Below are 21,726 nucleotides of genomic sequence, written 5' to 3'. Positions count from 1 at the left end.
TTACCGGGCTTTTTCGCAGGCATGTGCCTTCCTTTCGTCGCTTTCGCGCGGTCATTCTCGCCATGCCATTTGCGTGAGGCAGCCGCAACGGCCGCCGCGCTTGGGGAAAGGACGGTGCGTGCCCTGTGGCCGCCGGTTCCTTAGGATGGTACCGCCGTGGCAGGGGCGCGCGGCCTGAGTCGACCTGCGGACGCGTTGGCAAAGATATTTCATGAGGGCATGAGCACCAAGCCGCATCATCCCGGCCCGCGGGCCGCGCACGAGGCCGAACCGCATGATGCGGACGCTCGTGCGCGTCAGGATCATGCGCACCATGGTCACAAGGATCATGCGCAAAGACACCGCTACGGTCGCGATCTCGGCCACGTGAAGCCGGCCAAGGACGACGCGACGGCGAGCACGCACAGGACCAAGCGAAGCGCCCGCCGGCGCTGGAGCCGTCTGCGCCGCGGCGTCGTCCGCGTGCTGCGCCATCGCACGTTCCGCCGCCTGTTTTGGAGCCTGACGCTGGCGACCGCGGTGATCATGGTCGCTGCGGCCGGCCTCTGGTGGCGGCTCAATTCCGGGCCGATCGAACTCGACATCGCCACGCCGTGGCTGAAGCAGGCGATCGAAGAGAATTTTGGCGCGGGCGACCAAGTATCGGTCGGTGGCACGCAGATCGAACGCGACGAGAAGGGACGGACGTCGCTGCGATTGCGCGATATCGAGGTGCGGAACGCCGAGGGCGTCGTCGTGGCCAGTGCGCCGAAAGCCGAGGTCGGCCTGTCGGGCCTCGGGCTGCTCTATGGCCGTGTGCGCGCGCAGAGTCTCAATCTCGTCGAAGCGGCGATGTCGATCCGTATCGAGACCGACGGCCGGATTACCGTGTTCGCCGGTGGCGAGAACCGGCCGATCGCGACGGCGCCGCCGACTGTGAAGCCGGTCGAACAACTCAAGTCGGACGCTGCACCCGCCGATCCCGGCACGGCCATCGAAGCGCCGCGCACGGCATTTGCCGATCTCGCCGGCATCATGACCTGGATCGACAATGTCGGTGCCCGCGGTCTCGACGGCCACGAATTGCGCGAGGTCGGTCTCAAGAACGGCAGCCTGCTGGTCGACGACCGTCGCACCGGCAAACGCCTGACCTTCGACCGCATCAATGCCAGCCTGACGCGGCCGGAGCAGGGTGGCGTCGTCTTCCGTCTTGAATCGGTGAACCCCGAGCGGCCCTGGATCATCAGCGCCGCCATGCGTCCGCTAGCCGATGGCATTCGCGCGCTTGGCCTTGAAGCACGCAAGGTGTCGACACGGGACCTTCTGCTCGCCGCCCGTCTCGACACCAGCGGGTTGGAGGTCGACCTGCCGATCTCCGCTTCGGTGCGCGCCGAGGTCGGCGCCGACGGCATGCCCAACGTGGTGCAAGGCGAGATATTCACGGACCCCGGCACGCTGATCGATCACGGCAAGGAGACCATCCGCTACGACATCGACCGCATTGATGCGCGTTTCAACTGGGATGCGCGGCGCGGCAATCTCATCGTGCCGTTCCAGGTCAATGCCGGGGCCAACCAGTTCACGCTGCGCGCGACTCTGGAGCCGCCAGCGTCCGGCGACCCGGTCTGGCGGCTCGAGGTGACACGCGGCGATGCGGTGATCGATCCGGTCATTCTCGGTGCTTCAAGTCCGAAGGCCAATGACGGCCTCGCACTCAATCGCGTGAACATCCGGGCTCGCATCGATACGGCGAAGAAGCGCATCGATCTCGACCAGGGCGATATCAGTCGTGTCGACAACCGGCCGCTTTTCAATGTCGCGGTGGCGGTGACCGGCAGCCTCGATTTTTCCGGCGAGCCACATATCGCTTTCGGTGTCGCTGGCACGCGCATGCCGATGCCGATCATGATGAAGTTGTGGCCCGTTTTTGCCGCGCGCGAGGTGCGCGAATGGGTCGCCGGCCATATCAGCAACGGCATCGTCGAGCGCGTCGTCGTCGCCGGCAATGCGCCGATGAGCAATTTCAAGGATGGCGGCCCGCCGACGCCCGAGGACGGGCTGTCTGTCGATATCGAAACCAGCGCCACCACGCTGCGCCCTGTGGACGATCTTCCGGAAATTCGCGACGCCGATCTCAGCGTAAGGGTTACGGGGGGTACCGCCACCATCAATCTCGGCCGTGGCACGGTCGAGGTCGGCGGCCGCAAGCTCAATGTCGCGAGCGGCGTGTTCTCGATCCCGAACACGCATCTCAAGCCGGCACCGTCGATCACAACCTTCCGCGTCGACGGCACGGTGCCGGCGGCTGCGGCGCTGCTGGCGTCCGAAGGCCTGCGCGACAAGATGGGGCTGACCATCGATCCGGCGACCAGCCGTGGCACCATGTCGGCGCAGGTGACGATCAAGCTGCCGCTCGCCAAGGAGATTCCGCCGGGTGCAACCAGCTACACGGTCGATGCCGATCTGCAGAACTTCGCCGCCGACAAATTGCTGCTCGGCCAAAAGATCGAAGCCCAGACGCTCAAGGTGAACGCCTCGAGCAACGGCTATTCGATCAAGGGCGACGTCAAGATCAACGGAACCGCCGCGAAGATCGACCTGCGTCGCGGCAAGGGCGACGATGCGGCGCAGCTCGTCATGACGGCCTCGATCGACGAGGCGGCGCGCCGGCGTCTCGGCTTCGATTTCGGCGCTTCGGTCGCCGGCACGATCCCTGTCAAGGCCACAGGCGCGGTTGGCGATAACGTCAAGGACGAGCGCCTGAACATCGAGGCCGATCTCACGCCGGTGAAGATCGAAAATCTCTTGCCCGGCTGGATGAAGCCGGCCGGCAAGACGGCGCGCGCGACCTATACGATGATCAAAAGCGCCAATCGGACACGCTTCGAGGACCTGAGCATCGAAGGCGCCGGGGCCAGCGTCAAAGGAACGGTCGAGCTCGACAACAACGGCAATCTTCAGTTGGCTAATTTCCCGACCTTCGCGCTGTCGGATGGCGACAAACTTTCGGTCAAGGCCGACCGCGGCGAGAATGGTGCACTCAAGGTGCTGATGCGCGGCGACGTTTATGACGGCCGCAACTTCGTCAAATCATCGCTGGCCGGCGCCGACGAAGGCCCCAAGGGCAAGCAGATGGACCTCGATCTCGATATCCGCATCGGCGCGGTGGCGGGACACAATGGCGAGACTTTGCGCGGCCTCGATTTGAAACTGTCGCGACGAGGCGGGCAGATCCGGACCTTTAATCTCAATGCCAAGATCGGACGCGACACGCCGCTGATCGGAGACCTACGGCTGCGTGCGCGCGACAATCATCGTGTCGTCTATCTCGAGACCGACGACGCCGGCGCGCTGTTCCGCTTCACCGACACCTATCCGCGCATCTTCGGCGGTCGCATGTGGATCGCCATGGACCCGCCGACGCAGGAGCAGACGCCGCAGGTCGGCACCATTGTCGTACGGGACTTCGTCGTGCGCGGCGAGCCTGCGCTCGACCGCATCGTGGCCACCAGCGGCGCCAGCGGTCCGCAGGGCGTGGGCTTTGCCGAAGGGAGCGCCGGCTTTACCAAGACGCCGGGACGCATGTCCGTGCGCGACGGCGTCGTCCGCGGGCCGCTGGTCGGCGCCACGGTGGAAGGACAGGTGGACTTTGCCCGCAGCGAGATGCATCTGCGCGGCACTTTCGTGCCGCTCTACGGCCTCAACAACATCTTCGGATTGGGGCAGATTCCGATTGTCGGCCTGTTCCTGGGCGGCAGCAACGAGGGCCTGCTCGGTATTACTTACGAGGCAACCGGCGCGCCCGGTGCGCCGCGCATCAGCGTCAACCCGGTGAGCGCCATCGCGCCGGGGCTGCTGCGGAAGTTCATCCCCTCGCCAGGGACGTTCGATCCGAAATTCATGCCGGCGCCGCAGTAGGCAAACAACCCGCTCACCCCCGCGAAGGCGGGGTCCAGTCTTTCGTCCCAAAACAACGCTTCGATCTGGATGCCGGCCTGCGCGGGCATGAGCGGAGTTTGGGGCCAGCTCACACCGGCTTCAGCAGCACATGCTTCTTCTTGCCGAACGAGAGCTTGATGACGCCGTCGGACGTCAAGTCTGACGGCTTGATCAACATGAGTATGCTTTCGACTGTCTCATCGTTGATTCTTAGCCCTCGTCCTTCGATAAGACGACGCGCCTCGCTCGTGGAGCGTGCGAATCCCACAAATTGCGCGGCGATAAGCGTGGGAATACCATCCTGTTCGTAGAACATCTTCTGGATATCTTCCCGCATTCGTACGGTCGGCAGACTCTCGGCAAAGGCGCCTTCCTCGAAAGTCTTGCGTGCGGTCTCGGCGGCTTCCTCCGCGGCCGCGCGGCCGTGCATCAGTGCGGTCGCTTCGGTGGCGAGGATCTTCTTGGCTTCGTTGATCTCGTTGCCCTGCAATTTACCAAGGCGCGCGATCTCGCTCATCGGCATGGTGGTAAACAGCTTGAGGAAGCGCGTGACGTCGCCGTCTTCGGTGTTGCGCCAGAATTGCCAGTAGCCGTAGGGCGCGAGCAGATCGGCATTGAGCCACACCGCACCGGCCGCGGTCTTGCCCATCTTGGCGCCGGAGGCGGTGGTGAGCAGCGGACAGGTCAGGGCATAGAGCTGATGCGTGCCCATGCGCCGGCCGAGATCGATGCCGTTGACGATATTGCCCCACTGATCCGAGCCGCCCATCTGCAGATTGCAGCCGTAGCGCCGCGCCAGTTCGACGAAGTCGTAGGACTGGAGGATCATGTAGTTGAATTCGATGAAGGACAGTTCCTGGTCACGATCGAGCCGCAGCTTGACCGAATCCATCGTCAGCATGCGGTTGATCGAGAAATGCCGTCCAACCTCGCGCAGCATCTCGATGTAATTGAGCTTCGTCAGCCATTCGGCATTGTCCGCCATGATGGCGTCGGACTTGCCGGAACCGAACGTGATGAACTTGTCGAAGGTGGTGCGGATCGAGGCCTTGTTGGCGTCGATCTGCTCGTAGCTCAACAGTTTGCGCGTCTCGTCGCGGCCCGACGGATCGCCGACCCGGGTGGTGCCGCCGCCCATCAGCGCGATCGGCTTGTTGCCGGTCGCCTGGAGCCAATGCAGCATCATGATCGACAGAAGGTGCCCGACGTGGAGCGAGGCGGCCGTGCAGTCATACCCGACATAGGCGACGACCCCGGACTTCGCCGCCAACGCGTCGAGGCCGGCGGTGTCGGAGACCTGGTGGATGAAGCCACGTTCGCTGAGAATATTAAGGAAATCAGACTTATAGGTGCTCATTGGGGGCCTGCTTGCGCTCTGCGGGGCGTGGTGTAACAGGTCCGGCGCTGGATTCAACTGACGGGGTTGGGGTTGTCGAAAAGCGGAAAAGACGGGCTTGCGATCGGCCTGATGAGCGGGACGTCGCTCGACGGCGTCGATGTTGCCGCCATCGAGAGCGACGGCGAGCGCATTTTGAGCTTCGGCCCGACCGGCTACCGCCCGTACTCGGATGACGAAAGAGCTTTGCTGCGCCAGGCCCTTTCGGACGCCAAGGCGCTGACCGAACGGACGTCGCGGCCGGGCGTGCTGGCCGATGCGGAAGCCTTCATCACGCGTGCCCATGCGGAGGCCGTGGAAGCCTTGCTCCAGGCCGAAGGTATCGTCCGCGACAAGGTCACCATCGTCGGCTTCCACGGCCAGACCGTGCTGCACCGGCCGGGCGACCGGCTCACCGTCCAGATCGGCGACGGCGTAGCGCTGGCCAAACACCTCCGCCTGACGGTCGCCTACGATTTCCGCGCCGCCGACGTCGCTGCTGGCGGGCAGGGCGCGCCTCTGGTGCCGATCTTCCATCAGGCGCTGGCGCGCAGCATCGAGCGACCGCATCCCATCGCGGTGCTGAACATCGGCGGCGTCGCCAACGTCACCTGGGTCGACGGCGGCGATCCCGTGGCCTGCGACACCGGGCCGGGCAATGCGCTGATCGACGATTTCATGCGCGCCAGAACCGGTGCGCCGCTCGACCGCGATGGCGATCAGGCCGCGCGCGGCAAGGTCGATGAGGCTTTCATTGCCCGCGTGCTCGCGCATCCGTTCTTCGATTTGCCGTGCCCGAAATCTCTCGACCGCAACGACTTCGCGCTCGCCAATATCGGACTGCCGGAGATGTCGGTGGCCGATGGCGCGGCGACCTTGTCGGCACTCACGGCGGCCTCGGTCGCGCGCGTCGTGCCGCGTCTGCCGGCCACGCCGAAAGCGTGGATCGTCGCTGGTGGCGGCGCGCGCAATCCGACTTTGATGAGGATGCTCAGCGAGCGCCTCGCGCCCGCCACGGTCGAAACCGCCGATGCCGCCGGCTGGTCGTCGCAGTCGATCGAGGCCCAGGCTTTCGCTTACCTTGCCATGCGAACGCTGGGCGGCTTGCCGATCACGTTCCCGCGGACCACCGGCGCGCCGCATGCGATGGCGGGGGGTATCATCGCGCGGCCTTAGGCGCCGAGGGCGAAGCTTCGCGGCCCATCAATACCGGCCGTAGCGTGGCCAGATGTGCCGACAGCGCATCGACGAAAGCGCGCACATGCGGCGCGCTTCGGACGTTCTCGCGGACGATCATCCAAACTTCGTTATCGAGTTCGCGGCTTGGCGGCAGGCAGCGCACGAGGTCCGCTTCACTATCGCCGACGAAGCAGGGCAACATGCCGATGCCGAGGCCGGCTCTCACCGCCGACAGCGAATTGGTCAAGCTGTTGCTGCGCGCGCTGATCTTGGCGTCGCGGGCGACCTCCGGAAGCCAGCGGAATTGCACGGCGCGGGAGACCCTGTTGTCGACCAGGATCACGGCGTGGCGGTTGAGATCGGCAACGCTCGCCGGTAAGCCATGGTCGTCGGCATAGGCGCGGCTGCAATAGGGCGCCCAGGCGACATCCGGCAGGCGCTGTCCGACGATGCCGCCGCCTTCAGGCCGGGCATTGGCGCGCACAGCGACATCGGCTTCGCCCTTGGCAATGTCGAGTTGACGATCATCGGCAAGGACTTCGACGGTGACTTCGGGGTATTGCCGGTTAAAGCTGCGCAGGAACGGCGCGACGATGAGGTCGGCGTAGACATCCGGCGATGTAAAGCGAACGGCGCCTGACACCGCGCGCAGCCGTGCGTCGACCGCGCTCTGCAACGCACGCACTTCGGCTTCGACTTTTTCGGCGCCGGCGACGACGAGTTCGCCGAGTGGGGTCAACGTCTGGCCGCTTTGCCGCGTTTCGAACAATTCGGCGCCGAGGTCTTCTTCCAGTTGCGCGATGCGGCGGGTGACGGTGGTCTGGTTGACCTTGAGCGCACGCGCTGCCCCCAGGGCCGAACCGGCGCGGGCCACCGCGAGCACGAAGCGAAGATCACCCCAATCGAACATGCGTCATTCTGCAAAAATGCAGAACGGTCTGGCAATAGTGCCGATTGAAGCTGTTTATTTGCGCGCCTATTAACCCGCGCATCCGGCCGCCGTGTCGAAACAGGCGGCCGCATCAGACGAAACATCGCGACCTTGCCGAGCCGGCTTCTGCCGGCCGGAACGACGGCCTGCGCGCTGAAACGCGCACGTCGCGACAACGAACACAAAAGGAGAGGACACCGTGATCAAGAACCACGCCGCTGCCGCCAAGCTGCAACTGGTCAATTCCGCCGCGCCGCAAGGCGACGCCATGCCGTCGCCATTGCCGCTGATGCAATTGTCGACCGGTTTCTGGGCCTTCAAGACGCTCGCCGCCGGGCACGAACTCGGCCTGTTCGCGCATCTGTCGCGCACCGGAACGACAACGGCCGATGAACTGGCCGTTGCGCTCGGCATAGACCGACGGCCGGCCGAGATGCTGCTGACCGGCTGCGCCTCGCTCGGCCTGCTCGAGACGGCCGGCGGTCGCTTTCGTAATACGCCGGCCAGCGAAGCCTATCTGGTCCCCGGCAAGCCGCATTATTTCGGCGGCTGGATCGAGATGGCCGACAAGCGGCTCTATGCCGGGTGGGGCAAGCTGACCGAAGCCCTGCGCAGCAATCGCCCCACCACGTGGAATCCGGATGTGCAGGCCTCGCTGTTCGACGGCGAGGATCCGAAGATGCTGGCTCTGTTCTGGGAGGCGATGCATTCGCTGTCGACCATGACGGCGCGCGCGTTGGGGCAGGCGTTCGACTTTTCCCCGTACAAGCGTTTGCTCGACATCGGCGGCGGCTCAGGCGCTTTCGACATCGAACTTTGCCGCGACTATCCGGGGCTTCGAGCCTCCGTGTTCGACCTGCCGCACGTCGCCGACATTGCGGCCGGCAAGATCGCCGAGGCTGGTCTGTCGGATCGTATCGATACGATCGGCGGCAGCTTCTTCTGCGAATTTCCGGCCGGTCATGACGTGCACCTGTTCTCGATGATCATGCATGACTGGGATGAGGCCAAGAACCGGGCCCTGCTGAGCAAGTCGTATCACGCGCTTCCGGCCGGTGGCGCGGTGGTGATCAGCGAGTTGCTGGTCGATGACGACAAGAGTGGGCCGGCGCCCGCCGCCTTGATGAGTCTCAACATGCTGATCGAAACCGAAGGCCGCAACTACACGCCGGCGGAATACGCCGCATGGCTGCGCGACGCCGGATTTGTCGACATCGAAACGGTGCGTTTCGACGGACCGGGCGCCAACGGTGCGATCATCGGCTTCAAGCGCTGAGCGGGGGACGATCATGAGCCTGTCCCTGTGGAACTACAAAGTTGGTGTATTTGCCCCGGACGTAGAGACGAAAGCCGGCAACGTCGCCATACGGCTGTTGCGCTGGCTGCGGCATCGGCTGCGCGTCGCCGCGGCGCGCGATGAACTCGGCATGATGTCGGACGAAACCTTGCGCGATCTGGCGCTGTCGCGCTGCCAACTCGACTACATCGCTGAGCAGTCGGCGCGCGAAGACGAGTGAGGCGAACGAAAAAGGCCCGGTCGCATGGCGGCCGGGCCTTTGAACTGTTGCGCTGGTATACGTCTTAAGCCGCCGGCTTGCGCTCGGGGGCCTTGAGGCGCTTGTCGAGATACTGCTCGACCGAGCCGAGCAGGGTGTCGACCTTGCCGTCGAAGAAGTGGTTGGCGCCGGGCACGACCTTCTGCTCGATGACGATGCCCTTCTGGGTCTTGAGCTTCTCGACCAAGGTGTTGACGTCCTTGGCCGGCACCACCGCGTCCTTGTCGCCATGGATGATCAGTCCCGAGGACGGGCAGGGTGCCAGGAACGAGAAGTCATAGAGGTTGGCCGGCGGGCAGATCGAGATGAAGCCCTCGATTTCCGGGCGGCGCATCAGAAGCTGCATGCCGATCCAGGCGCCGAACGAGAAGCCGGCGATCCAGCAGCTCTTGGCTTCCGGGTTGATGGTTTGCGCCCAGTCGAGCGCGGCGGCCGCGTCGGACAGTTCGCCGGTGCCGTGGTCAAACGAGCCCTGCGAGCGCCCGACGCCACGGAAGTTGAAGCGCAGCGCCGAAAAGCCGCGGTGCACGAAGGCATAATAGAGCTGATAGATGATCTGGTGGTTCATCGTGCCCCCGAACTGCGGGTGCGGGTGCAGGATGATGGCGATCGGCGCGTTCTTCTGCCTTGCCGGGTGATACCGGCCTTCGATACGGCCGGCCGGGCCGGTGAAAATGACCTCGGGCATGATGGTCAACCTCTAATTCAAAGCCGCGGTACAAGGCCTTGCGGCGTCGTGATTTTCTGCGTCGCTGGTGATCGAACAAGGCCAGTTTGGAATTGTTCTAATTATATGAATTCCGCTGGTCAGCGCCGCAACAATGGCTATAAGTGGCCTTGGTTGCCGCCGGCTTCTACCACAGGCGCCGGGGCAAAAAGCAAGCTTTTTGCGAGGCCTAGCGGCCGGGCCGTTGGCCGGACCGGTAACACGATACTCGAAGGTTCCATGAGCGCGCGCGCTTATTTTGACTGGAATGCGACCGCGCCGCTGCGGGATGAGGCCCGCACGGCCATGGTGGCTGCGCTGGACGTGCCCGGCGCAGCGGCTTCTGTGCATTCCGAGGGGCGTGGCGCCCGCGCGCTGGTGGAGAAGGCTCGCAGCCAAGTCGCGGCGCTGGTCGGTGCGGAAGCCAAGAACGTCATTTTCACTAGCGGCGCCACGGAAGCCAACATGCTGGCTTTGACGCCGGACCTGGTTGTTCTGGGCAAGCCCTTCACTTGCGGCCGTCTGTTCGTATCGGCCGTTGAGCATGCCTCCGTGCTCAGCGGCGGCCGGTTTGCGGCCGATCAGGTCCAGCGCCTCCCGGTGACCGCCGACGGCATCGTCGATCTTGCGGCCCTGCGTGCAGCATTGGTCCATGCCGAGCGTCCGCTGGTGTCGGTCATGCATGCCAACAACGAAACCGGTGTGATCCAGCCGATCGCGGAGATTAGCGGGATCGTTCACGAGGCTGGCGGTGTTCTGCATGTCGATGCAGCGCAGACGGCGGGGCGCATTGCCTGCGATATGGCTGCGCTCGCGGCCGACATGCTGACGGTGTCGTCGCACAAAATCGGCGGCCCGCAGGGTGCCGGCACGCTGATCATGCGCGGCGTGCAGCCGGCGGCGGCGTTGATCAAGGGTGGCGGGCAGGAGCGCGGTTTCCGCGCCGGCACCGAGAACGTGGCCGCGATTGCCGGGTTTGGCGCGGCGGCGGAAGCGGCCGCGCGCAGCCGGGAGACGGCCGCCACGCGCATGGCCGGCCTGCGCGACATGTTCGAGGCGCGGCTCAAGGACGAGGTCCTAGGGACTGTGATTTTCGGCGCTGGAGTGCCGCGCTTGCCGAACACGTCTCTTGTCGCGGTTCCCGGCCTGAAGGCTGAAACGGCGCTGATCGCCTTCGATCTCAACGGGATAGCGGTCTCGTCCGGTTCCGCCTGCTCGTCGGGCAAGGTGGGTGCTTCCCACGTGCTCGCCGCGATGGGCGTGGCACCGGCGCTGGCGGCCGGCGCGATCCGCGTGTCGCTCGGCTGGAGCACGACCGAAGCCGAGGTCGAAAGCCTTCTAAATGCTTGGAAAAAGGTGGCTGCGTCACTACTTAAGAGGCACGCGCAAGCGGCCTGAACCGAATTCAAACAGGAACGATCGCGACGAAAAACGCGAACCGACCATAACCGACTGATCCAACCCGCGGTCCTTGAAACCGTGAGCGGAGGGAAGAATGCCGGCCGTACAAGAGACCGTCGATCGGGTCCGCCAGATCGACGTTGACCAATACAAGTATGGATTCGTCACCGAGATCGAATCCGAGAAGGCCCCGAAGGGTCTGAACGAAGACACCGTCCGTTTCATCTCGGCCAAGAAGAACGAGCCGCAGTGGATGCTCGACTGGCGCCTCGAGGCGTTCCGTCGCTGGCTGACCATGAAGGAGCCGACCTGGGCGCGCGTCTCCTATCCCAAGATTGATTATCAGGACGCCTATTATTATTCGGCGCCGAAGGCGTTCAAGGCGCCGAAGTCGCTGGCTGACGTTGATCCCGAACTGCTGCGCACCTACGAGAAGCTCGGCATTCCGCTGAAGGAGCAGGAGATCCTCGCCGGCGTGCGCAAGCAAAGCGAGCCGAGCCAGCTCGACGGCGACATGATGGAGGGCATGCGCTCGTCCGGCCGCGTCGCGGTCGATGCCGTGTTCGACTCGGTGTCAGTGGCGACCACCTTCAAGGAAGAACTCAAGCGCGCCGGCGTGATCTTCATGCCGATCTCGGAGGCGATCCAGGAGCACCCGGATCTCATCAAGAAGTATCTGGGCTCGGTGGTGCCGACCTCGGACAACTTCTTCGCCACGCTGAATTCGGCGGTGTTCTCCGATGGCTCCTTCGTCTACGTGCCGAAGGGCGTGCGCTGCCCGATGGAGTTGTCGACCTATTTCCGCATCAACGAGCAGAACACCGGACAATTCGAGCGCACGCTGATCATTGCGGACGAGGGCGCCTATGTCAGCTATCTCGAAGGCTGCACCGCGCCGATGCGCGACGAGAACCAGTTGCACGCCGCCGTGGTCGAGCTCGTGGCGCTCGACGACGCCGAGATCAAATACTCGACCGTGCAGAACTGGTATCCGGGCGACGCCGAAGGCAAGGGTGGCATCTTCAACTTCGTCACCAAGCGTGGCGACTGCCGCGGCAAGAACTCGAAGATCTCCTGGACCCAGGTCGAGACCGGCTCGGCGATTACCTGGAAATATCCAAGCTGCATCCTGCGCGGCGATGGTTCGCGCGGCGAGTTCTATTCGATCGCGATTTCGAACGGCCACCAGCAGGTCGATTCAGGCACCAAGATGATCCATCTCGGCAAGAACACCGTGAGCCGGATCATCTCCAAGGGCATCTCGGCCGGCAAGTCGCAGAACACCTATCGCGGTCTCGTCACCGCGCATCGCCGCGCGACCGGCGCGCGCAACTTCACCAACTGCGACTCGCTGCTGATCGGCGACAAATGCGGCGCGCATACCGTGCCGTATATGGAAGCTAAGAATTCATCCGCCGTGTTCGAGCACGAGGCCTCCACCTCGAAGATTTCCGAGGACATGCTGTTCTACTGCCAGAGCCGGGGCATGTCGGCGGAGGAGGCGACCGCGCTCGTCGTCAACGGCTTCGTCAAAGACGTGCTGCAGCAGTTGCCGATGGAATTCGCGGTGGAAGCGCAGAAGCTGATTTCGATCTCGCTTGAGGGATCGGTGGGTTAACGACCCGTTCGTTCCCGCGGAAGCGGGAACCCAGAAGCCAAGAACTGGGCCCCCGCTTTCGCGGGGGCGAACGGAGACAGAGGATAAGTGGACCGATTATGTCACTGCTTGAGATCAAGAACCTGCATGTCGAGATCGAGGATGACGGCAAGAAGATCCTCAACGGTCTCAATCTGACCATCGAGAAGGGCCAGGTCGCTGCCATCATGGGGCCGAACGGCTCCGGCAAATCGACACTGGCTTATGTGCTCGCCGGCCGGCCCGGCTATGCCGTCACCGAAGGCGACATCCTGCTCGACGGCGAGAGCATTCTTGAGATGGACCCGAACGAGCGCGCCGCCAAGGGCGTGTTCCTCGCCTTCCAGTATCCGGTCGAAGTGCCGGGCGTCGCCACCATGACCTTCCTGCGCACCGCGCTCAACGCTCAGCGCAAGCTGCGCGGCGAGGCCGAGGTTTCGACGCCGGAATTCATCAAGCTGGTGCGCGACACCTCGGGCAAGCTTGGCATCAGCCAGGAGATGCTCCGCCGCAGCGTCAATGTCGGGTTCTCCGGCGGCGAGAAGAAGCGCAACGAGATTTTGCAGATGGCGATCCTGGAGCCGCGTATCGCCGTGCTCGACGAAACCGACTCCGGTCTCGATATCGACGCGCTGAAAACCGTGTCGGAAGGCGTCAACCGCCTGCGCTCGCCGGAGCGCTCCATGATCGTGATCACGCATTATCAGCGTCTGCTCGATTACATCGTGCCGGACGTCGTGCATGTCATGGCCAAGGGCCGCGTCGTGCGCTCGGGCGGCAAGGAACTGGCGCTGGAGCTCGAGGCGAAGGGCTACGCGCAATACACCGATACGGACGAGGCGGCGTAAGGTTTAGCGATGGCTGACGTAACTCCGATCAGGACTCCCGCCGAGCAGGGGCTCATCGCCGCTTATGATGGCGCGCGCGGCAAGCTGCCGGGGAAGGGCGCGGTCGCTTCGCTGCGCGAGGATGCTTTCAAGCGCTTCGACGCCAAGGGGCTGCCGACGCGCCGCGTCGAGGAGTGGAAATACACCGATCTGCGCACGGGCCTGCGCGAGGCGCTGCCGCTCGCCGCGGTGCCGGATGCCGCCGCGAAGGCCAACGCCAGGGATGCCGGCGCCGTATTCGCCGCGCTCAAGCCGCGCAAGCTGACCTTTGTCGACGGCGCTTTCGTGCCGGAACTGTCGGACCTGTCGTCGGAAGCCGGGCTTTCCATCGGCTCGATGGCGGAGGCGCTGACCAAGGGCGATGCCGAGGTCACGGCGAAACTCGGCAAGACCTTCGAGACCGACGACATCGCCGTCGCGCTCAACACGGCGCTGATGGGCGACGGCGTGGTGATCCGCATCGCCGCCGGCACGGCGCTCAAGCGGCCGCTGCATCTGGTGTTCGTGACGCAGAGCGAGGCGTCATCCTTCACCCGCTCGCTGATCGTGGTGGAGAAGGGCGCCAAGGTGGCGATTGCCGAAAGCCATGAAGGCGTTGCCGCGCAGGTCAATACCGCGCTGGAGCTGATCGTCGGTGACGAGGCCGAGGTCGATTACTACAAGGTGGTTGCCAATCGCGGCGTCCATCTCGGTAGCCTCTTGATGAGCGCCGGCCGGAACGCGCGTTTCGATACCTTCGTGCTCAATCACGATGTCGGCATCGTCCGCAACCAGAGCTTCATCCGCTTCGCCGGCGAGCATTCCAAAGGCGCGGTGCGCGGCGTCAATCTGCTGCGCGGCGAGGAGCATGTCGATAATACACTGCTGATCGAGCATGTGGCGGCGCATTGCGCCGGCCGCGAGCAGTTCAAGGCGGTGCTCGACGGCGAAAGCCATTCGGTGTTCCAGGGCAAGATCGTGGTCAAGCCCGGCGCGCAGAAGACCGACTCCAAGATGATGACGCGGGCTTTGCTGCTCTCCGACAAGGCCGAGGCCGACAACAAGCCGGAGCTGGAAATCTTCGCCGACGACGTGGTCTGCGGCCATGGTGCCACCGCCGGCGCGCTCGACCCGACGCTGAAATTCTACCTGATGTCGCGCGGCATCGATGAGGCGCAGGCCGAGGCGCTGCTGATCCAGGCCTTCATCGGCGAGACCGTCGAGGAAATCGCGAACGAAGGATTCCGCGACGCCATCATGAACGCGGCGCTGGCCTGGCTGGAGGCCCGCGAGGTCAAGCCATGAACATGCACGCCGCCATCGCCAACGGCGCCTACGACGTCGACAAGCTCCGCGCCGATTTTCCGGCGCTGGCGATGCAGGTGTATGGCAAGCCGCTGGTCTATCTCGATAACGCTGCCTCGGCGCAAAAGCCGCAAGCCGTGCTCGACCGGCTGATGAAGGCCTACACCCGCGAATACGCCAATGTGCATCGCGGCCTGCATTATCTCGCCAACGAAGCGACAGAGGCCTACGAGGGCGCGCGCGAGAAGGTTCAGAAGTTCATCAATGCGCCGCGCAAGGAAGAGATCATCTTCACGCGCAATGCCACCGAGGCCCTTAATCTGGTAGCCTCGAGCTTCGGCGCCGGCCGCCTGAATGAGGGCGATGAGATCGTGCTCTCGATCATGGAGCATCACTCCAACATCGTGCCGTGGCACTTCCACCGCGAGCGCAGCGGCGCCGTGATCAAGTGGGCGCCGGTGGACGAAGAGGGCAACTTCCTTCTCGACGAATTCGAGAAGCTGCTGACGCCGCGCACGAAGATTGTCGCCATCACGCAGATGTCGAACGCGCTTGGCACCGTGGTGCCGGTGAAGGAAGTGGCGCGCATCGCCCATGCCCGCGGCATTCCGGTGCTGGTCGACGGCTCGCAGAGCGCCGTGCACATGGACGTCGACGTCCAGGACATCGGCTGCGATTTCTTCGTCATGACCGGCCACAAGCTTTACGGTCCGACAGGCATCGGCGCGCTCTGGGGCAAGATGGAACATCTCGAGGCGATGCGGCCGTTCAATGGTGGCGGCGAGATGATTCGCGAGGTGTTCGAGGATCGCGTCACCTATGGCGATCCGCCGCACAAATTCGAAGCCGGCACGCCACCGATCGTGCAGGCGATCGGCTTGGGCGCCGCGCTCGACTACATCCAGTCGGTCGGCAAGGCGCGCATCCGCTCTCACGAATTGGAATTGGTCAAATATGCCCATGAGAAACTGGGTCAGATCAATTCGCTGCGCATCATAGGCACGGCGAAAGATAAGGGGCCCATTGTCTCTTTCGAGATGAAGGGCGCGCACGCTCATGATATTGCAACGGTGATCGACCGCTCGGGCGTCGCCGTCCGCGCCGGCACCCATTGCACGATGCCGCTCCTGGCGCGCTTCGGCGTCACGGCGACGTGCCGGGCCTCGTTCGGCATGTACAATACCAAGGCCGAGGTGGACACTCTGGCCAGCGCGCTGATCAAGGCGCAGGAGTTCTTCGCGTGACTGAAAACACCAGCGACGACACCGTGAAGCAGGAAGCGCCGGTCGCAACGACGGCGCCGGAGATCAGCGACCCGAATGCGGCCGTGACCGGCTCTTCGGCATTGCCGCAGGAGGAACTGAACCGGATGACCGACGAGATCATCGCCGGCATCAAGACGGTCTATGACCCGGAAATCCCGGCCGACGTCTATGAACTCGGCCTGATTTACCGAATCGACATTGGCGACGACCGCACGGTGAAGGTCGATATGTCGCTGACCTCGCCGAACTGCCCGTCGGCGCAGGAACTGCCGATTATGGTCGAGAACGCCGTATCCGCCGTTCCTGGCGTCAAAGAAACCAAGGTTTCCGTAGTTTGGGACCCGCCATGGGACCCGAGCCGCATGTCGGACGAGGCGCGTCTCGTCCTCAACATGTGGTGAGTTTAAATTTCAGGAATCGGTGCTTAGATAAGGGTCAACTGACGAGGACGATCATGGCGACTGCCACTCCGAGACCTTCTACGCCAAGACCCCGGCCCCAGGTGATGCGGCTGACCGAAGCCGCCGCCGAGCGCATCAAGGCGGTCATGGCGAATGCCGACAAGCCGGTTGCGGGCCTTCGCGTCGGCGTCAAGAACGGCGGCTGCGCCGGCATGGAGTACACCATGGAATATGCCGACGCCGTGAAGCCGACCGACGAGGTGATCGAGGACAAGGGCGTCAAGATACTGATCGATCCCAAAGCAGTGCTGTTCCTGCTCGGCACCGAGATGGATTTCAAGACCGAGAAGCTGTCGTCGCAATTCGTATTCAACAACCCGAACCAGACCTCGGCCTGCGGCTGCGGCGAGAGCGTCCAGCTCACGCCAGCGAAAGCGGGCGACGAAGCTGCCGCGCACTGAACAAAGCGTTTTCAAGCGAAGTGGAAGCCGGTTCGTGTGAAGAAAACGCGTCAAAATAGGTAGCACCGGACGATGGACCGTGAGGACATCGCCGAACTGTTTTCGTCCTACGGTCCTGTCAGCGTCAAACGGATGTTTTCGGGCTTCGGTCTTTACGCCGAAGATGTCTGTTTCGCCATGTTCCTGCGCGGCGAGCTGTACTTCAAGGCCGATGCCTCGACCATTCCGCGTTTCGAGGCGGAAGGCGCTCGACCTTTCAGCTACACCCAGCCCAAGAGCGGCAAGGTCGTTATTGTCAATTCGTTCTGGCGTTTGCCGGAGCGGCTTTATGACGATGCCGACGAACTGGCCGATTGGACGCGGGCCGCCGTGCGGGTCGCCCACGCACTTCGGGTGCGTAAGCCAAAGCAGCGCCCCAAGCGCAGCACCAAGCCGAAGCGGAAACCAATATCCAGGGCGAAGAAGCCAAAACGAGCATAAGTCGGGCCGCCACGCTTGACTCGATCCGGCCTTTGACTGCGAATGGCGAAGGGTCTCTGGGGGCGGTTGAGGTCATGGCGTGGCGTGAGGCCGGAACGATTGCCCGGATCGTTGTTTCGCTGTCGATAGTGTCGCTGGGCGCGGTGGTTGCCCGCGCGGAACCCATCGTCTCCCCCGGCGCGCCGGACTTCTGTCAGGACGCAGCCGACGACGCCGACAGCGGCGCCTTTTTCGCCGTCGGCGAGGCCTGCGCCAAGGTCACCGCCGGCGTTTCCTACAGCTACCAGCGGGCCAGCCAAAGCGCGGGTGTGCCGCGGATCGTCAACCGCAACGGCACGGTGTCGCAAAGCACAGACTCGCAGACGATCACGGCGAACACCGGGCTTGAATTGACGCGTCAGACCTCGCTCGGCTTGTTCAAGTCCACCATCGCCGGGGAGTGGTCGAAGTCGACCGGCGATGGCACGGCGAGCGGCAGCGCCTACTTCACTGGTTGGAGCGTCGGCTTCGAAGGCCTAACGGTCGGATATAACGGCACGCTGATGAGCTTCTGGGAGGGCAGCTTCCTCACCAGCGCCAGTTCGCCCGGCCGCTCCGCGACGTCGATCGTCTACGAGCACCGGCTTGATGATGCCAACAGCCTCGCTGTCGGTATCGAATCCAGCCTGCCGACATCGCCGAATGCCGACACCGATATCTGGAGCTTCGACTTTTCGAGCCCGGTCTACGCGCTGCGCTGGCGGCGCGAGACCGAAGCGTTCACCACGCATCTTTCCGGCGTCGTGCGTCGCGCCGATTTTTCGCGGTCGCCGCTGTTGCCGTTCCTGCCGAGCACGGCCACGACCCGCACCGGCTGGGCCGTGAGTGCCGGCATGACGATCCCGACGCCGTTCATTGCCGACGGTGATGCGTTCAGCTTCCAGGCCACTTACGCGGTCGACGCTTCGTCTTATCTCGGCACGACCAACGATCTCGTGGTCTATCAGAGCATCGTGCGGTCCGTTGGTCCAACCAAAGGCTGGAGCGCGGTGGCATCCTATCACCACGAATGGTCGGAGCAGTTCGAATCAAACGTGTTTGCGAGCTTCGTCTCGGTCAAGGCCGAGCTTCTCGCCGCAAAACCGCGGAGCGAAACATTTCGTACGGCGGTCAATCTGTTCTGGAAGCCGGTCGAGCGGCTGAAGTTCGGGGTCGAACTCGGCTATGTCGATATCGCCATCGAGCCGAACGGCTTTGCCGGCTATTTCAGCGGCAATAGCGGCCGCTCCTATATCGGTACGCTGTCGGTGTCGGCCGAGCTTTAGGAGGGCAGGGGCGGCGAGGAAAGCCTTTAAGCCACCTGCATCGCCTGATCGGCGGAGACTTCCGGATCGGCCTCGCACAGCACGCAGTTGCGGCCGTTGCGCTTGGCGGCATAGAGGCAGGCGTCGGCTCGTTCGATCAGGGTTGCAGCGGTGTCATCCGCCTGTAGGGAGGCAACGCCGATGGAGATGGTCACGCGGCCGAGATGCTCGCCGGTGGAGCGCTTCATCAGTTCCTTGGTCATCACGGCGCGGCGGATGTGATCCGCGACGGTGAGGGCGGATCGCAACACGGTATTCGGCAAGATCACAGCGAACTCCTCGCCGCCGTATCGTGCTGCCGTGTCCTGGCCCTTGACGTTCTGCTTCACCGACATGGCGACGAGGCGTAGCACCTGGTCGCCCGTCAGATGGCCGAAGGTGTCGTTGAATTTCTTGAAATGGTCGATGTCGGTGAGCATCAGCGACAGCGGCTCGTCATTCTCGCGCGCGAAGTTGATCGCATCCTGCAGCGTCGTGTCGAAGAACTTGCGGTTGGCGAGCTGGGTCAGCGGGTCGGTGAGACTCTCGGTGCGCACGGCTTCGAGGTTGACCTGAAGCTCGTTGATCTCCGCCTTCGAGGCGTTGAGGCGCTCTTCGAGCTTCTGGTTCGATTCTTCCATTTCCTTGGCAGTCGCCACCAGGCCTTCGACGATGGCGCGCAGCCCTTCGCGATCCGACGACGCGCCTATCGCTTCAGACATGCCGGCGAGGCTTTCGGTATAGGTCGAGGCACTGCCGGCCGCGGCGTCGATCATCGCCATGACCTGCTCAATCTCGCCCATCACCTTGGATCCGACGCTGTCGATGCGATCGGTCAGGCGGGACGGCGCCAGATAGGTCTCATAGACGCTGTCGAGATCGGCATCCGACAGGCTGCCGTTCTGGCTCAGTGTTTCGTTGATTTTCTGATTGAGCGACGGCTGATACCCGGTCGCATATGAGTACCAGATTTCGTAATTCCGGGGCGTCGCAGGCTGGCGCAGCGCCTTGATCTGGCTCAGCGCGATTTCGCAGAACGCCATAGTGCGTTCATGTTCGTCGCTGTGCCCGCTCATCCTCAAAAAACCCTCTGGAGGCGTCGTTGCCCGTGGGCCTTATGGCGCGCCAATTCGTGGCCGCGTCGCGTCCCCGACAAGAACGGTATGCGAGGGATATGAATGAGCGGTAAATACGGAACCGGTTGTGGTGGCGATACATACCACTCCGGGACGCGGCGGGCGAGGGATGCCTAAGCCTTGATGGTCACGGGCCTGAGCAAAAACGCCGGCAAATGGCTGCCATCCGTATCGTTGGCTTCGCGATTTGCGCGCTCACGATAAGGTTGTGGCTCAGCCGCCTTGGGCACGACTTCGGCACGCTGCTGCGGTGCACGCTCAGGACGCGGTTGCTCCGGGCGTTCGCCACGGCCTTCCTGGCGGCCACCTTGGCGGCCACGACCTCCACTGCGGCCGCGTCCGCCCCGGCCGGCGCCGCGATCCTGACCGCCACCACGGCGCGGACGGCCCTTGGCATCTTCCTCGCTGACCACGACCGGTTCACCCATCCACGGGATGGTCGTGCCCATCAGCTTCTCGATAGCGGCCACCGACTTGGCGTCGAATGGCGCGACCAATGAAATCGCGGTGCCGGTCAGGCCAGCACGGCCCGTCCGGCCAATGCGGTGGACGTAGTCGTCGGGGTGGTGGGGGACGTCGAAATTGAACACATGGCTCACCGCCGGGATGTCGAGACCGCGCGCCGCGACGTCGGAGGCGATCAGCAGCTTGGCGTCGCCCTTGCGGAAGGCATCGAGCGCGGCTGTGCGCGTCGACTGGTCGAGATCGCCATGCAGCGCCACCGCATTGAAGCCGTGCTTCACCAGCGACTTATGCAGCGCCGCGACTTCGAGCTTGCGGTTGCAGAAGATGATGGCGTTCTTGAAGTTCTCCGCGGTGTTAATGAGATGGCGCAAGGTGGCGCGCTTCTCGTAATCTTCGCGACCGACGGCGATCTGCAACTGCGTGATCGTGGAGGCGGCGGTGGCGGGCTTCGATACTTCGACGCGCACCGGATTGTGCAGGAAGTTGTCGGCGATGCGCTGGATTTCCGGCGGCATGGTCGCCGTGAAGAACAAGGTCTGGCGCGTGAAGGGCACCAGCTTGCCGATGCGCTCGATGTCCGGGATGAAACCCATGTCGAGCATGCGGTCGGCTTCGTCGATGATCAGCAGTTCGCAGCCCGAGAGCAGGAGACGGCCGCGCTCGGAATGATCGAGCAGGCGGCCCGGGGTCGCGATCAGCACATCGACGCCGCGAACGAGCTTGGTGTCTTGGTCGCCAAAAGAAACGCCGCCGATGAGGAGGGCGACGTTCAGCTTGTGGTTCTTGCCGTATTTCTCGAAGCTCTCGTAAACCTGCGCGGCGAGTTCGCGGGTCGGCTCGAGGATCAGCGTGCGCGGCATGCGGGCCCGCGCGCGGCCTTTCTCGAGCATGGTGATCATCGGCAGGACGAAGGCCGCGGTTTTCCCGGTGCCCGTCTGCGCGATGCCGAGAACGTCGCGGCGCGCGAGAACGTGGGGGATGGCCTGGGCCTGGATGGGGGTGGGTGTTTTGTAGCCGGTCGCTTCGATAGCGCCGAGGACCTTGTCGGACAAACCAAGTTCGGAGAAGGTCGTGGCCGGTGTCGTGCTGACTGCCGCGCCGAGTTCAGAAGAGCTCATGAAACCTCAAAGGGCGAAAATTCGCCAAGCGCCGCGCCGGACGTAAAACCGGTTGTCGAAACCGGGTACCCATTTACTGAAACGAGTACAATGCGCGGGAGCACGGTCGAATCTGATTTTGCTCGGACCGGCTGGCAGGAACATAGGGAGGACGGGCGTAAAGTCAATCCTTTCGCAGTGCAGTATGGCTAATTTTGGCTGATTT

18 protein-coding genes are annotated in these 21,726 nt (G+C 63.7%); 13 read left to right on the top strand and 5 right to left on the bottom strand.

Annotation, left to right across the window (positions count from 1 at the left end; genetic code table 11):
- Positions 1-219: 219 nt before the first annotated feature.
- Positions 220-3,897, top strand: a complete 3,678-nt coding sequence (locus E8Q40_RS13355; RefSeq protein WP_137045018.1) for a hypothetical protein — start codon at positions 220-222, stop codon at positions 3,895-3,897.
- Positions 3,898-4,006: 109 nt separating this feature from the next.
- Here E8Q40_RS13355 and tyrS read toward each other — a convergent pair whose 3' ends face one another.
- Positions 4,007-5,275, bottom strand: coding sequence for a tyrosine--tRNA ligase (gene tyrS, locus E8Q40_RS13350; protein WP_137045017.1), 1,269 nt, complete (start codon positions 5,273-5,275; stop codon positions 4,007-4,009).
- A 111-nt stretch (positions 5,276-5,386) separates the two neighbouring features.
- On the opposite strand from tyrS, the gene E8Q40_RS13345 reads away from it, so the two are divergent.
- Positions 5,387-6,469, top strand: coding sequence for an anhydro-N-acetylmuramic acid kinase (locus E8Q40_RS13345; RefSeq protein WP_137045016.1), 1,083 nt, complete (start codon positions 5,387-5,389; stop codon positions 6,467-6,469).
- Here the strand turns inward: E8Q40_RS13345 and E8Q40_RS13340 are convergent.
- Complete coding sequence (locus E8Q40_RS13340; protein WP_137045015.1) at positions 6,453-7,382, bottom strand: LysR family transcriptional regulator; 930 nt, start codon at positions 7,380-7,382, stop codon at positions 6,453-6,455. The genes E8Q40_RS13345 and E8Q40_RS13340 overlap by 17 nt on opposite strands.
- A 220-nt stretch (positions 7,383-7,602) precedes the next feature.
- Between E8Q40_RS13340 and E8Q40_RS13335 the strand changes: the two genes are divergently transcribed.
- Together E8Q40_RS13335 and E8Q40_RS13330 are read left to right on the top strand one after the other, a co-directional pair.
- The gene (locus E8Q40_RS13335; RefSeq protein ID WP_246662834.1) at positions 7,603-8,679 is read left to right on the top strand and encodes an acetylserotonin O-methyltransferase; all 1,077 of its coding nucleotides are present in this window, start codon (positions 7,603-7,605) and stop codon (positions 8,677-8,679) included.
- Positions 8,680-8,692: 13 nt separating this feature from the next.
- Entirely contained in the window at positions 8,693-8,920 is a 228-nt protein-coding gene (locus E8Q40_RS13330) for a DUF1127 domain-containing protein (RefSeq protein ID WP_137045014.1), read from the top strand.
- Positions 8,921-8,984: 64 nt separating this feature from the next.
- Here E8Q40_RS13330 and E8Q40_RS13325 read toward each other — a convergent pair whose 3' ends face one another.
- Complete coding sequence (locus tag E8Q40_RS13325; RefSeq protein ID WP_137045013.1) at positions 8,985-9,647, bottom strand: alpha/beta hydrolase; 663 nt, start codon at positions 9,645-9,647, stop codon at positions 8,985-8,987.
- A 258-nt stretch (positions 9,648-9,905) separates the two neighbouring features.
- Between E8Q40_RS13325 and E8Q40_RS13320 the strand changes: the two genes are divergently transcribed.
- The 9 genes from E8Q40_RS13320 (at position 9,906) to E8Q40_RS13280 (ending at position 18,784) form a co-directional block, all read left to right on the top strand.
- Positions 9,906-11,063 (top strand): cysteine desulfurase family protein, encoded by a 1,158-nt coding sequence (locus tag E8Q40_RS13320; RefSeq protein ID WP_137045012.1) that lies wholly within the window; start codon positions 9,906-9,908, stop codon positions 11,061-11,063.
- A gap of 97 nt (positions 11,064-11,160) precedes the next feature.
- Complete coding sequence (sufB, locus tag E8Q40_RS13315; RefSeq protein WP_137045011.1) at positions 11,161-12,684, top strand: Fe-S cluster assembly protein SufB; 1,524 nt, start codon at positions 11,161-11,163, stop codon at positions 12,682-12,684.
- A 98-nt stretch (positions 12,685-12,782) separates the two neighbouring features.
- Entirely contained in the window at positions 12,783-13,550 is a 768-nt protein-coding gene (gene sufC, locus E8Q40_RS13310; protein ID WP_137045010.1) for a Fe-S cluster assembly ATPase SufC, read from the top strand.
- Positions 13,551-13,559: 9 nt separating this feature from the next.
- The gene (sufD, locus tag E8Q40_RS13305) at positions 13,560-14,873 is read left to right on the top strand and encodes a Fe-S cluster assembly protein SufD (protein WP_137045009.1); all 1,314 of its coding nucleotides are present in this window, start codon (positions 13,560-13,562) and stop codon (positions 14,871-14,873) included.
- Between the two features lie 2 nt (positions 14,874-14,875).
- Positions 14,876-16,117 carry a cysteine desulfurase gene (locus E8Q40_RS13300; RefSeq protein WP_370455260.1) on the top strand — a complete coding sequence of 414 codons (1,242 nt, stop codon included), beginning with the start codon at positions 14,876-14,878 and terminating at the stop codon, positions 16,115-16,117.
- Between the two features lie 62 nt (positions 16,118-16,179).
- Positions 16,180-16,539, top strand: a complete 360-nt coding sequence (locus tag E8Q40_RS13295; RefSeq protein ID WP_246663102.1) for an SUF system Fe-S cluster assembly protein — start codon at positions 16,180-16,182, stop codon at positions 16,537-16,539.
- Between the two features lie 104 nt (positions 16,540-16,643).
- Positions 16,644-17,000, top strand: coding sequence for an iron-sulfur cluster assembly accessory protein (locus tag E8Q40_RS13290; protein ID WP_246662833.1), 357 nt, complete (start codon positions 16,644-16,646; stop codon positions 16,998-17,000).
- 72 nt (positions 17,001-17,072) lie between these two features.
- Positions 17,073-17,480 (top strand): TfoX/Sxy family protein, encoded by a 408-nt coding sequence (locus E8Q40_RS13285; protein WP_137045006.1) that lies wholly within the window; start codon positions 17,073-17,075, stop codon positions 17,478-17,480.
- Positions 17,481-17,554: 74 nt separating this feature from the next.
- Entirely contained in the window at positions 17,555-18,784 is a 1,230-nt protein-coding gene (locus E8Q40_RS13280) for a hypothetical protein (RefSeq protein ID WP_137045005.1), read from the top strand.
- A gap of 26 nt (positions 18,785-18,810) precedes the next feature.
- Here E8Q40_RS13280 and E8Q40_RS13275 read toward each other — a convergent pair whose 3' ends face one another.
- Both E8Q40_RS13275 and E8Q40_RS13270 read right to left on the bottom strand, forming a co-directional pair.
- Positions 18,811-19,878 carry a GGDEF domain-containing protein gene (locus E8Q40_RS13275; protein ID WP_137045004.1) on the bottom strand — a complete coding sequence of 356 codons (1,068 nt, stop codon included), beginning with the start codon at positions 19,876-19,878 and terminating at the stop codon, positions 18,811-18,813.
- A 173-nt stretch (positions 19,879-20,051) separates the two neighbouring features.
- Positions 20,052-21,521 (bottom strand): DEAD/DEAH box helicase, encoded by a 1,470-nt coding sequence (locus tag E8Q40_RS13270; RefSeq protein ID WP_137045003.1) that lies wholly within the window; start codon positions 21,519-21,521, stop codon positions 20,052-20,054.
- Between the last annotated feature and the right edge of the window lie 205 nt (positions 21,522-21,726).

Origin of the sequence: Pseudolabrys sp. FHR47 (genome assembly GCF_005153485.1) — a bacterium.
GTDB lineage: Bacteria > Pseudomonadota > Alphaproteobacteria > Rhizobiales > Xanthobacteraceae > Pseudolabrys.
This window is presented reverse-complemented; position numbering and strand designations above follow the sequence as displayed.

Coding starts and splice junctions, on each gene's coding strand:
- E8Q40_RS13355 (WP_137045018.1), top strand. CDS start 220: ATGAGCACCAAGCCGCATCATCCCGGCCCGCGGGCCGCGCACGAGGCC.
- tyrS (WP_137045017.1), bottom strand. CDS start 5,275: ATGAGCACCTATAAGTCTGATTTCCTTAATATTCTCAGCGAACGTGGC.
- E8Q40_RS13345 (WP_137045016.1), top strand. CDS start 5,387: ATGAGCGGGACGTCGCTCGACGGCGTCGATGTTGCCGCCATCGAGAGC.
- E8Q40_RS13340 (WP_137045015.1), bottom strand. CDS start 7,382: ATGTTCGATTGGGGTGATCTTCGCTTCGTGCTCGCGGTGGCCCGCGCC.
- E8Q40_RS13330 (WP_137045014.1), top strand. CDS start 8,693: ATGAGCCTGTCCCTGTGGAACTACAAAGTTGGTGTATTTGCCCCGGAC.
- E8Q40_RS13325 (WP_137045013.1), bottom strand. CDS start 9,647: ATGCCCGAGGTCATTTTCACCGGCCCGGCCGGCCGTATCGAAGGCCGG.
- E8Q40_RS13320 (WP_137045012.1), top strand. CDS start 9,906: ATGAGCGCGCGCGCTTATTTTGACTGGAATGCGACCGCGCCGCTGCGG.
- sufB (WP_137045011.1), top strand. CDS start 11,161: ATGCCGGCCGTACAAGAGACCGTCGATCGGGTCCGCCAGATCGACGTT.
- sufC (WP_137045010.1), top strand. CDS start 12,783: ATGTCACTGCTTGAGATCAAGAACCTGCATGTCGAGATCGAGGATGAC.
- sufD (WP_137045009.1), top strand. CDS start 13,560: ATGGCTGACGTAACTCCGATCAGGACTCCCGCCGAGCAGGGGCTCATC.
- E8Q40_RS13300 (WP_370455260.1), top strand. CDS start 14,876: ATGCACGCCGCCATCGCCAACGGCGCCTACGACGTCGACAAGCTCCGC.
- E8Q40_RS13290 (WP_246662833.1), top strand. CDS start 16,644: ATGCGGCTGACCGAAGCCGCCGCCGAGCGCATCAAGGCGGTCATGGCG.
- E8Q40_RS13285 (WP_137045006.1), top strand. CDS start 17,073: ATGGACCGTGAGGACATCGCCGAACTGTTTTCGTCCTACGGTCCTGTC.
- E8Q40_RS13280 (WP_137045005.1), top strand. CDS start 17,555: ATGGCGTGGCGTGAGGCCGGAACGATTGCCCGGATCGTTGTTTCGCTG.
- E8Q40_RS13275 (WP_137045004.1), bottom strand. CDS start 19,878: ATGAGCGGGCACAGCGACGAACATGAACGCACTATGGCGTTCTGCGAA.
- E8Q40_RS13270 (WP_137045003.1), bottom strand. CDS start 21,521: ATGAGCTCTTCTGAACTCGGCGCGGCAGTCAGCACGACACCGGCCACG.